Source organism: Methylosinus sp. shoA, from assembly GCF_059718125.1.
The window spans coordinates 2,055,731-2,066,656 of record NZ_AP046091.1 but is presented as its reverse complement, the minus strand read 5'-3'; the positions used below and the strand labels follow the sequence as shown (position 1 = coordinate 2,066,656).

Sequence of the window (10,926 nt, the reverse complement as noted above, 5' to 3'; positions counted from 1 at the left end):
CGGTTCGCTCCCCAATTTTTTAGTCTCTAACCATCTCGGTGATCAAACCAACCAACCTTCCACCCCCACATAGTCCGCATCTTCCCAAATCAGCCCTTCTTCCTCGCGATAGAAGCTCGCACTTTGCAGCACTGCGAATTGATCGCCGAACTCCTCTTCCTTCACGAACCGCACATGCCCATTCCGTATCAGCAGATCGCGCGCCTTCGGCGGAACTTGCACGACATGAGCCTGCAGCTTCCGTGTGGCGGCGGCTGGCGGCAAGCCTCCGCGTAGCGCCGCCAACGCATCTTGCGCGGGTTTCTCGGTCGCAACGATCACCGGCGCCATGCCGCTTTCGATCATGCGGAAATTCTCCGCCACGGCGCGATAGTCGAAAAACGGTTTCCCGGCCGAAATCCTCCAGGCCTCCATGACCTTGTGCTTGTCCAGCGCTTCCCCCTTGCGCCAATAGACCTCGCCGAAATAATCCTGCATCGCTTCCGGCGACAGCAGGTCCGCGTGCTTGCCCATCATGCGGCCCATGTCGGCGGAAAGCTGCGCGATCTCCCGCGGCGGCTTATGCTCCGTCGAACGGAACACGAAGACGATGCTCTCTTCGATCGACCTTTTTCCTTCCCGATTGCAGCGGCCTGCCGCCTGCGCGATCTGATCGAGCCCGGCCTCCGCGCGCCAGACATGCGGAAAATCGAGATCGACTCCGGCTTCGACCAGCGATGTCGCTATGAGCCGACATGGCGCGCCGCTCTCCAACCTCCTGCGTACGTCCTCCAGAATCCGACGCCGATGCGCGGCGTATTGTCGCGTGGTGAGGTGCAAAGCGTCGTCGAGGCCAGCCTCCCGCGCCTTGCGATAGAGCATGAGCGCATGGGCGCGGCTGTTGACGATCACCAGCGCCTGTCGTGTTTCACGCAGCGCCACAATCAGTTCGTCGTCGTTCTTCTCGCCGATCCACTCCAGTCGCACGCGCTTCGAGAGCCGATGCAGCCGCATGGGATCCGGCGCGAGTTCGCTGTCTTGCGTAAACGGCAAACCTTGCTTGAAGCTGTCCGAAACCGCGACCGCCGGTTGTGTCGCCGTGCACAACACGATGGAAGCGCCGTAATTTCTTGCCAACTCGTCGAGCGCCGCGAGGCAGGGAAGCAGCACGGGCAACGGAATGGTCTGCGCCTCGTCGAGAATGATGACGGAATTGACGAGATTATGCAGGCGGCGGCAGCGCGACGGTCGATTGGAGTGAAGGCTCTCGAACAATTGTACATTGGTCGTCACGATGATCGGCGCGGCCCAGTCCTCCATCGCCAGTTTCAGCTTGTCGGCCGCCTCCCGTGCGCGCAGCCTGTCTTCGTCGATCGAGGAGTGATGCTCGAGGATGATATCGTCGCCGAGCACGTTGCGGAAAATCGCCGCCGTCTGGTCGATGATGGAGGTGAAGGGTATGGCGTAGACGATGCGCTCCAGCCCATGCGTCTTTGCGTGCTCGAGCGCGAAGACGAGCGAGGCGAGCGTCTTGCCGCCGCCCGTCGGCACGGTGAGCGTGAACAACCCGCGCCTCGCTGTCGCGCGCCCGCGCACATGCGCAAGAACTTCACTGCGCAGAGCGTTGACCGACGTCGATGGCGCGCTGGCGCATTTTTCTTCCATATGATCGTCGAAGCGCGCAATCAGCTTTTCGACGATCGCCGGCAGGGCGGGCCAGTCGCGCGCCGGTGTTTCTCCTTTTGCCCGGGCATAAAAGGCTTCCGTGTCGCGAAAATCCGCGTCGACGAGGCAGGAGAAGATCATTCTTCCGAAAAAAGCCATTTGTCGCGCCAGCGCGTGACCGCTCCAATGAAACTCCAAGGGCACGAGACGATCCCCGACAGGCGCGATTTCGTCACGCCATGCCGGATCGAGCGCCGGGAGTCGCTTCTTCATGCGCGCGTCGAGCGATGCGTCGGAACCGACGCTGTCTGGCAGGCCGGCGTGATGTCCGGCGATGGCATAGGCAATGATCTCCGCGATGCGACGGTCATCGACCTTTGTCGCCAGCGCGATGGCTTCACGTGCGCCGGCAGTCGCATGATCGACTGATGCGCCGCCTTCCAGCCGCGCCTGAAATTCAGGAGTATATTTGCCGAGATCGTGAAGGAGTCCGGCGAGCGCGCCGGCCTGTCCAGCGCCGAATTTTTCCGCCCTACGCGACGAGAGTTCCGCGACAGCGGTCAAATGTTCGGCCAGCGATTGCCATTGAGATTTGGGAGATTCTGGTAAGGAATGCGCGTACCACATTGTGATCCTCGGAGTTATTTTTGGTTTTGAGCCGCGAGGCATAGCGCCGCCTTTTTGTGTCGTGCAGCGTAGGCGATATTACGAGGCGGCCCCGATCGAGGTCGTTTGCGCCTGTCCGAGGCGAGACATCGATGGGCAGAATACGGCCGTTGAAGCTCTCGCAGAAGCCGTTCTGCATCGGCTTGCCCGGCATGATGAAATGCCATTCGACCTTATTCTCGTTCGAGGCGAACTCCGTTCCGTTGTCGGAAACGATCATGCCGGACTTGCCGCGTCTTTCGATCAGCGTCGACAGATCGCGCGCCATCCGCCTGCCGGAGATCGAGGTATCGGGGATCGCCGCCAGGCATTCGCGCGTCACGTCGTCGACGATGTTCAGAAGGCGAACCGTCGGCCGCCAGCGAACTGGTCATGCACGAAGCCGAGAGACCATCGCGCATTCGGCTTCGTCTCGACGAGAACGGCGCCCGTGTTCCCGACGATGATCGAGGCGCGTGCAACGCTGGCGTCGTGGCAAAGCCCGCACGCCGGGCGGCCCGCCGCGTGCGGCCGGCGCCGTCGGCGGTTGGGTGCATCCTGTCGCCGCAACAGGCGCCGGCGGTTGCCCGTCCGGTTGCGTCAACATTCGGACAAATAAAATTCGGTTGGATATCCAGCCTGAAAATCCGCGCCCTCCGGAACAGAGCTCATGTTCTCTACCCGACAAAAACTATGTCACTTTTCAATCAAATAAAAAAGTGTTGACCCTTTCCTGCCGTTCCGTGTCGTATATAGCACAGCCCATGTTGTTCGAGCATGCCCATGCCTCACAACCCCTTCCTCCCGACCTTGCCGAAGAAGCCGATCCGTTGGCGTGTCGGAGGCGTCAAAGGGACGATCGGCATCCCTCCGTTGGCGATCCCGCCGGCGCCATCGCCGACCGCCGCCCATGCCGGGATGGAAAATATCTACACGAAGGACGCGCGCGGCCGAAAGCCGAAGTCGAAGTCGAAGACGATGGAGGGAGGAAACGCTTTCGTCGTCCGAATCAGAGACATGCGAGAATTGCCCGAGCTCCCGGCTCCGCCCTCCTATCCCGACGCCGGAAAAATCGATTTCTGTTCGGGGGGGCTCGAAGGTCGCACCGTCGCCGGCTGGACTTCGGCGCTCGACATGATCGCGCTCATGCATGGCCCGGTGGGCTGCGGCGCCTATGGTCAAAGCATGCGGCTGCATGCGCAAGGCTTTCTCCAGGGGATCGAGAGCTTCAGCGCGCTTCATTTCTGCACCGACCTCGGATGGAGCGATATAGAAGTCGCCGGAGACCGCCGCCTCGAACGCGCTATCGACGAGATCGGCGCGCTCTTTCCCTTGGCGCGGGGAATCGCCGTGTCGAGCGAAGATCCCGTCTCCCTGCTCGACACGAACGTCAAAGGAATAGCAAAAGCCAAGACGCAGGAAATGCAAAAACTCGTCCTGCCGCTCTCGGCGTATAAATCCTGGGCGATCGAGACGGCGGCGACGCTGCGGGCCGCGAATCTCTTCTACCCGGGATGCCGCGGGAGCAAGAAAAGAGTGGCGCTCCCCTACTCGCGGGAGGCGACGGCTCTCGTCTGGATCGTCGGCAAATTGCTCGCCGACATGGGCCTCGATCCTGTGCATGAGATGACGCAATCCTCGACTTCCGATCTCGCCCGCATGAACAAATGCGCGCTCGTCGTCGGCTTCGCGAGCAAGGTCGACATTTCGGACGAGGAGATGCGGGGCGGCTATGCGGATCTCCTGCGGCAATGGTTCGCCACGCCGATCATCTGGACCTGTTTCGAGAGCCCCTCCACGACGACGGCCTCTCTGCGCGCAATCTCCGAGCGCTTCGATCGCCGCGTGACGAGACGGGCGGAGCAGGTGATCGCGAGAGGCGAGGCTCTGGTCGAAGAAACGATCGAGCGCTTCCGGCCGCGCCTCGAGGGCAAGCTCGTCGTACATTTCCGGCCCATGACGGAGGCGCAGCTCGAACCTTATCGTCTCCTCGGACTGCGCATCGGCGATGCGTCTGGATGGACGGGAAAGACCGGAAAGCAACGCACGCCGCGCATCAGATGCGACGCCGCCCGCCCCGACGAGCGCGCCGTCGACGCCTATCTGGCGGAAGCCAAGCCCGATCTCGTGCTCCACTTCGGCTATGGCGAGACGCGCGGCGAATATGAATGGCGCAAGCGCGGACAGCTCGCGCTGCCTTTCTCGCCCTTCTTCGATCGGAAGGGCAACGCCTTCTGGGGATATGACGGCTTCGCCTGCCTCGCCGCCGCGCTGGACAAGGCGATGAACGCGACCTGGCGGCGCATGGTCGAGCCGCCCTGGTGACGCCGCCGAACTGACACGCCGTCACGAGCATGAATTTCGAGCGAACGCGGACTCCTCCACGCGTCGAGGGACGGCGCTCGCTCGAACGCAATCGACGAAATGCCGAAAGAGGTGGAGAACATGTCCAGCAGGAACCCCAACGCACATGATGTCGACGCCACGGCGCGGCGCGCGCTCGGCTTCGCTTGTCTCGCGGCCGCCGTCGTGAGCGCCGCTGCGCCGATCGATGCTCATGCTCGATCCGACCGAGATCCGGAAACGGCCGAGGCAACGCCGCTTCCGCCGATCGACATCGGCGCTCCGGCCTTGCAGCCCTCGCAGGCGTTGCAGAGCGACGGATCGGCGGCCGATGGCTATGCGGCCTCCCTGCTGTCCGGACTCGGCCCGCTCGGCCAGAGGCGCATTCTCGACACGCCGCTCAATGTGAGCGTCCTGCCGCACGAACTCGTCGACAATCTCCAGGTGTATACGCTCACCGATCTCGCCAAGGTCTCACCCTTCCTCCAGAACTATGTGCCGGCGAGCTACACCGACTCGGCCGGCGTCACGATCCGCGGATTCGGCACGGCGAGCTTCGGCGCGAGCAGCGGCGTGCTCCAGACTCAGGACGGCTTCAAGATTCTGGGCGCCCATGTGCAGGACCTCGAAGACAAGGAGCGCGTCGAGGTCGTGACCGGCGTCACCGGATTCCTGAACGGCCAGAACTCGCCGGGCGGCATGGTCAACTACGTGCAGAAGCGTCCCACGGCGGCGCCGCTCGCCAATGTGACGCTCGGCGCGTTCAACAATGCGTCCGGCTATGTCCACGGGGATTTCGGCGGCCCCGTGCCGGGACATCCGGAGATCGGCTACCGCCTGAATCTCGTCGAGCAATATGGGCCGACCTACATGGCCGATCAGACGGTCGGCCGCCAGCTCGCCACCGGCGCCGTCGACATTCATCTCGGGCCCGACGCTCTCTGGCAGGTCGAGGCGGGCTTCCGCAACAACGTCATTCGCGCCCTCGAAGCCTCATGGGGCGTCTATTACGACACGCCGAACTATCCCGCGGCCCCCGACCCTTCCAGAAACTGGAGTCAAAAATGGAGCTACAATCATTCGCAGATCTACCATACCGGCACGATGCTGACCGTCAAAGTCGCGCCCTTCCTGACCTCGCGGTCGGGGTTCCGCTACGCCGATCAATGGTCGTCGTTCCTCGGGACGGAGAATGATTTCGTCGCCGCCGACGGAACCTATGATCAGACGGCGTGGCCGTCGGACGGATTCCACAGATCGACGACCTCGGGATTTCAATATCTCGATCTGAAATTCGACACGTTCGGCGCCGAGCATTCGCTCACGCTCGGCCTCAACGGCGTATCGCAGAACTTCACCGTGCCGTTCAATTGGTGGACCAAGGAAATTCCTTATTCTCCGAACTTCGGCAATGTGTGGCTCGGTCCGACGTACACGGCCAAGCCCAACTATTTCGCCAGTCTCGACGCGTCGCAGAAGCTGCGGCAGAAGACACAGAATCTCAATGTCTTCATCGGCGACCAGATCGACATCGCCAGTTTCGTGACCATCATGGCCGGGGTGACGAGAGCCGGGATATCGCAGGACACCTTCAATCCCGAGACCGGCGCGCGACAGGCCGCCTACGACAAGGGCATGTGGGTTCCGGCGGCGTCGATCCTCGTCAAGCCGATGGACTGGCTCTCCACCTATTTCTCCTATCTCGAAGGACTCGATCAGGGCCAGGTCGCGCCCAACAACGCCACCAACGCGGGCGAAATCATGCCGCCGACGCGCTCGACCAGCTATGAGGCGGGCGTAAAGGCGAAGTTCGGCGGCGCGCTGCTCACCTTCAATTATTTCGACACGGAGCGCGCCTACGCCTTCCTCCGCGCCAATGGCGGCGGAACGCGCACCTTCGTTCAGGACGGCCGCGAACGCCATACCGGCGTCGAGCTCGGCGTCTCCGGCAGGGTCCTCGAGAACCTCACGCTCCTCGGCGGCGTGACCATCATGGACCCGCGCGTGACCGGCGCTTCGACTCCGCGGCTCGAGAACAAGCGGCCGTGGGACGTGGCCGACCATATGGTGAAATTCTACGCCGAATACGATACGCCCTGGCTCCGCGGCCTCACGATGACGGGAGGCGTCAATCATGTCGGCAGCTTCTACGGCGACGCCACCAACACGCTGAAGATTCCCGGCTATACGACATTCGACCTCGGACTTCGCTATCAGACCGACGTCGCCGAGATTCCATTGACCTTCCGCCTCAACGTCAACAATGTCGCCGATACGCATTATTGGCTGACCAGCGGATATCTCGGCGCGCCGAGAACGGTCGCCTTCTCCGTCGCGGCGAAGTTTTGAGCGGGGTGTCCGGCATGTCGTCGAGGGCGTGGAGGACACGGGGACGCCACGAGACCGGCGAACGCGCTCCGCGCCGTCGCGACCATGCGTCGGTTTGCTTCGCCGCCCTGGCGTTCTTCTGCTTGGCCTGGTCGATCGGCGGCCCCACCGTGGCGCCGCATTCGGCCGCAGGAACGATCCAGAGCATGAGCGGCGCGCCTATTCCGATCGACGCGCCGGCGCGCCGCGTCGTCGTCTACGCGCCCGTCTCTCAGATTTATGCGACGCTCGACGGCATCGGACACATTGCCGGCGTCTCGGGCGACACGCGCGGAAACGAGCTCGGCCGCGATCTCATGCGCTTCGTCTTTCCCGACGCCGCAGCGATAGCCCGCGCGCCGACGAGAGGCCAGAGCGCGATCCCCGGCGATCCAGAGGCTCTACTGGCTCTCCGCGCCGACGCCGTTCTCTCCTGGTCTTGGTTGTCGAACTCGTTGCGGGTCCTCGGCGCGCCGCTCGTTCCGTTGGAGATAGGCGCCGCTCTCCCGCCCACGGAGCACACCACCGGCTTGTGGCGCGTTCTCGCAGACTTGTCGGGGCGGCAGGACCGCCTGGAGGCCTTGTCGAAGCGTTATGACCGGGAGATCGCGGACATACTCGCGACTGTTCCAAAGACGGCCGAATCCCCACGCGTCGCTTATTTCTATCAGCTCGAACCTATCGTCCTCGCCGTCGCATGGACGCGCGTGACCGGGCTGCTCGAGATGCTGCACGCCCGAAACGTCGTGACCACGGCCCGCTTTCCGCAGAAGGAGGAGCTCATCGCTCTCGCGCCGGATGTGATCGTGCTGTCCGGGTTCATCGATGGAGACGCGGTCGGAGCCGTGTTCGCCGATCCGGCGCTTCGCTCTCTCCCCGCGGTCAAGGCGAAGCGCGTGTATCGGCAGCCGCGGGGAGGAGCCCGAATGGAAGGACTGGTCGAAGAGCCGCTGATGCTGCAATGGCTCGCCGAAATCCTCTATCCGAGGGACACGCCGCCGAAATTTCGCGCCATGCTCCGCCGCGCCTATCTGGAGGCGTTCGATGTGGCGCCGACCGACGCGGCCATCGACGAAACGCTCGCCCTGCGAGAAAACGAGCGGTCGAGCGACGCCGGCCGGTTCGCAAAGGACTTCCGAGAAGAAAGGCGATAAGAGATGGGTCGAGAGATCATCGTCACAGGCGTCACGCTCCACGCCAACGCAACGCCGTGCTTCCATCATTGCCGCTACTGTCAATTGAGGTCGTTCAAGACCTCCGACGTGTCCTTCGAACGCTATTTCGCGCTCGTGGAGCGCTTCATCACATGGCGGATGCGGCATCGTCCGGAATTCGAGATCTGGCCTTGGTACGGCAACAGCGACGATCACGGCGACGAGACGACAGCGGGGGTTCATCGATTGTACGAGATGCAGAACTGGCCGCTCCGCATAGCTCTGCTCGGCGGAATAGCTCACAGATCGCGAGCCGAAATGCGGGATTGGCTGGAGATGCGCCGCGGGCTGGGCGTCGAGATCGTCGCTGCGACCTTCAGCGGGCACGGGGAAAAGCACGATTATTGGAACAATAAAGTGGGCAATTACCAGTTTCAGCTCGAGACTCTCCACTTGGCGAGAGACATGGGCTTCCGTATCCAACAACGCGTGCTTCTCCTGCGCGATTCGCTCGGCTCGCTCGAACGATTGTTCGACGATCTCGACGCCATCGGCGACGCCGATTTCGAACGCTGGTCGATCCCTTTGTTCTATTCGGGAATCGCCCGTCGCTTGGAGGACCAGCGCTTGACGCAGAACGAGCTCGATTCACTGCCGCCGCGCATCGAGAGCAGCCTGCGTGCGGATCGCGCCAATTGGCGCAGCGAAAGACGATGGGGCGAGCATGTCCTCGCCGATCCTGAGGAGCCCGAGGAGATCGCCGTCGACCTGCGTCTCGACCCCGAGACGCTGAGCTGGGCGGAAGCGCGATCGTGCGACGACATCGTTGCCGAGCTGTCCGAAAAATGGCGGCGGGCGTATCGCGTCGCTCCCTCGCGGAGGCAGTTGTGCGAAACGTCCGGGGACAGCGGCAATGAAAAAGTCTATTTCAGTGTCGGACAAATGGAGAGGGTGTGGTTCGACCGCTATCGAATGTCGAACAAGTGCGAGTTCGACCTTCGCTCTACTCATTTTTCTTGAGCATGATGCGGCGCAGTCGCCGAGCAATGGCTAGGGGCTCCGCGCCCCGAGACGACGACCTTGCCGTTCATTGCACGCCGCACCTGGTCAGATCGAAGGAATTCCGCCATGCCGAAACGATCGAGCGCGGCGAGCGCCGCCTCTTCGTCGACGCGCGAAGGCTGAGAGAAGAGAGCGATTTTTCGCGCGCGACCCATCGACGCCATGTCGAGGGCGGCGGAGTCGAAGCTCACTCGAAGAGTTGCAGAACAAAGGCGATCCCCCCATTGGGGCAAGGATTCCTTCGCCTCGCAGTGGCGGGGAATCCAGACGTTCGGCCAGTAGAAACAGCCGAGGTCACGAAGCGAGATCGCCGGCTCACTCACTCATCCAGCCTTTCGATTGCGTCTTCCAGAAGAGAAAGGCGAAGATCGGCGTGCCGACCGCGCTGGTCAGCAGGCCGATCGGAATCTCTTGCTCGGTCACGCTTCTGGCGATGTCGTCCATGGCGAGGAGATAGATGCCGCCCAGAACGGCCGACGTCGGCAGCAGCCGCCTGTGCTCCGGCCCGACCAGCATGCGGGCGAGATGCGGAACGATGAGCCCGACCCAGCCGACGCCGCCGGAGACGGAGACCTGCGCGGCGACGATCATCGCGACGAGCCCCATCAATCCCCAGCGCAGAGCGTCGACGTTCACGCCGAGCGCCTGGGCGTCGGTCTCGCCGAGCGAGAGAAGATTGATGCGCCAGCTCAACGCGAGCAGCGTCGTCCCGGCGACGAGGGTGACCCCGGCGACGATCGCGACTTTCTCATAGGTCGCGCCGGCGAAGCTGCCGAGCAACCAGTAGACAATGGAAGGCAGTTTCACCATCGGATCCGCCAAAGTCTGCAGCAGGCCGACGAGAGAACCGCAGAACCCGCCGACGATGACGCCCGAGAGCACGAGCGCCAGCGTGCTGGCGCGCCCCGAGAGGCGCGCCAATGCGAAGGCCGCGGCGAGCGCGCCGAGGCCGGAGCCGAAAGCGACGCCGACGATGGCGAGCGGAGACCAGGAGAGCATGATTGCCGCGACGCCGCCGAGCGAAGCGCCCGAGGAAACGCCGGCGATCTCGGGCCCCACGAGCGGATTTCGGAAGACGCCTTGCATTGCGGCCCCCGCCATTGCGAGCCCCATGCCGCAGAGAGTGACGAGCAGAATGCGCGGCATACGCACGATCTCGACCACCACCCAGGGCGCGTTGTCATAGTCGCCGATGGCGGCGATCGGAAAAGTGGTGAAAACGATGCGAGCGACGTCGGCCAGAGGGACAGGATAACGACCCAATGTCAGCGAAAAGAGCATGAGAAGCGCGAGCGCGACGAAGAGAGCGACCGAAAGCGCGTCGCCGACGTTGCGGTTCTTCGGTTTTCTCACCTGCAACACGATTTCGCATCCTCTCTCGTTCTTCCGAATGAAAAGCTCATCCGAGGCCTCGCGATCGAACGCCGAGAACTCTCCATATCGGAGCGAGACCCGATTCATCGATACGGTGAAGGCGACTCGTCCTGCGACCCACCGATCTGCGACCGAGACCGCCGAATCGCACAAGGACGCCTCTCCGGCAATCGGGCGAACCCGAGTTGCCGAAGATGCGATCGAAGAGGGCTTCCTTCACGCTAGAGCGGCCGAGATCGCTCGCTCCGATCACGGGTCGTAAAGCGTCATGCTTCAGTCCTGCGACGCCGCCGTCGGAACTTCGCTCCAGAGTAGGAGACCGTAGATCCTGGAGCAG

Annotated in this window: 6 protein-coding genes and 1 pseudogene; 4 read left to right on the top strand and 3 right to left on the bottom strand. The window is 62.9% G+C overall.

Annotated features, from left to right (window positions below; genetic code table 11):
* Positions 1 to 42: 42 nt before the first annotated feature.
* Together cas3 and AC6IW9_RS09270 are read right to left on the bottom strand one after the other, a co-directional pair.
* On the bottom strand, positions 43 to 2,208 hold the full coding sequence (gene cas3, locus AC6IW9_RS09275) for a CRISPR-associated helicase Cas3' (protein ID WP_497771787.1): 2,166 nt from the start codon (positions 2,206 to 2,208) through the stop codon (positions 43 to 45).
* Positions 2,209 to 2,410: 202 nt separating this feature from the next.
* Positions 2,411 to 2,733: pseudogene (locus AC6IW9_RS09270) on the bottom strand (DDE-type integrase/transposase/recombinase); the annotation flags it as partial.
* A 339-nt stretch (positions 2,734 to 3,072) separates the two neighbouring features.
* On the opposite strand from AC6IW9_RS09270, the gene AC6IW9_RS09265 reads away from it, so the two are divergent.
* From AC6IW9_RS09265 to AC6IW9_RS09250, 4 genes are all read left to right on the top strand, one after another.
* Positions 3,073 to 4,614, top strand: coding sequence for a nitrogenase component 1 (locus AC6IW9_RS09265; RefSeq protein ID WP_497771785.1), 1,542 nt, complete (start codon positions 3,073 to 3,075; stop codon positions 4,612 to 4,614).
* A 120-nt stretch (positions 4,615 to 4,734) separates the two neighbouring features.
* The gene (locus AC6IW9_RS09260) at positions 4,735 to 6,981 is read left to right on the top strand and encodes a TonB-dependent receptor (protein WP_497771782.1); all 2,247 of its coding nucleotides are present in this window, start codon (positions 4,735 to 4,737) and stop codon (positions 6,979 to 6,981) included.
* A gap of 122 nt (positions 6,982 to 7,103) precedes the next feature.
* Entirely contained in the window at positions 7,104 to 8,153 is a 1,050-nt protein-coding gene (locus AC6IW9_RS09255; RefSeq protein WP_497771779.1) for an ABC transporter substrate-binding protein, read from the top strand.
* A gap of 3 nt (positions 8,154 to 8,156) precedes the next feature.
* The gene (locus tag AC6IW9_RS09250; RefSeq protein ID WP_497771777.1) at positions 8,157 to 9,173 is read left to right on the top strand and encodes a hypothetical protein; all 1,017 of its coding nucleotides are present in this window, start codon (positions 8,157 to 8,159) and stop codon (positions 9,171 to 9,173) included.
* 357 nt (positions 9,174 to 9,530) lie between these two features.
* Here AC6IW9_RS09250 and AC6IW9_RS09245 read toward each other — a convergent pair whose 3' ends face one another.
* Entirely contained in the window at positions 9,531 to 10,496 is a 966-nt protein-coding gene (locus tag AC6IW9_RS09245; protein ID WP_497772480.1) for a FecCD family ABC transporter permease, read from the bottom strand.
* Positions 10,497 to 10,926 lie beyond the last annotated feature (430 nt).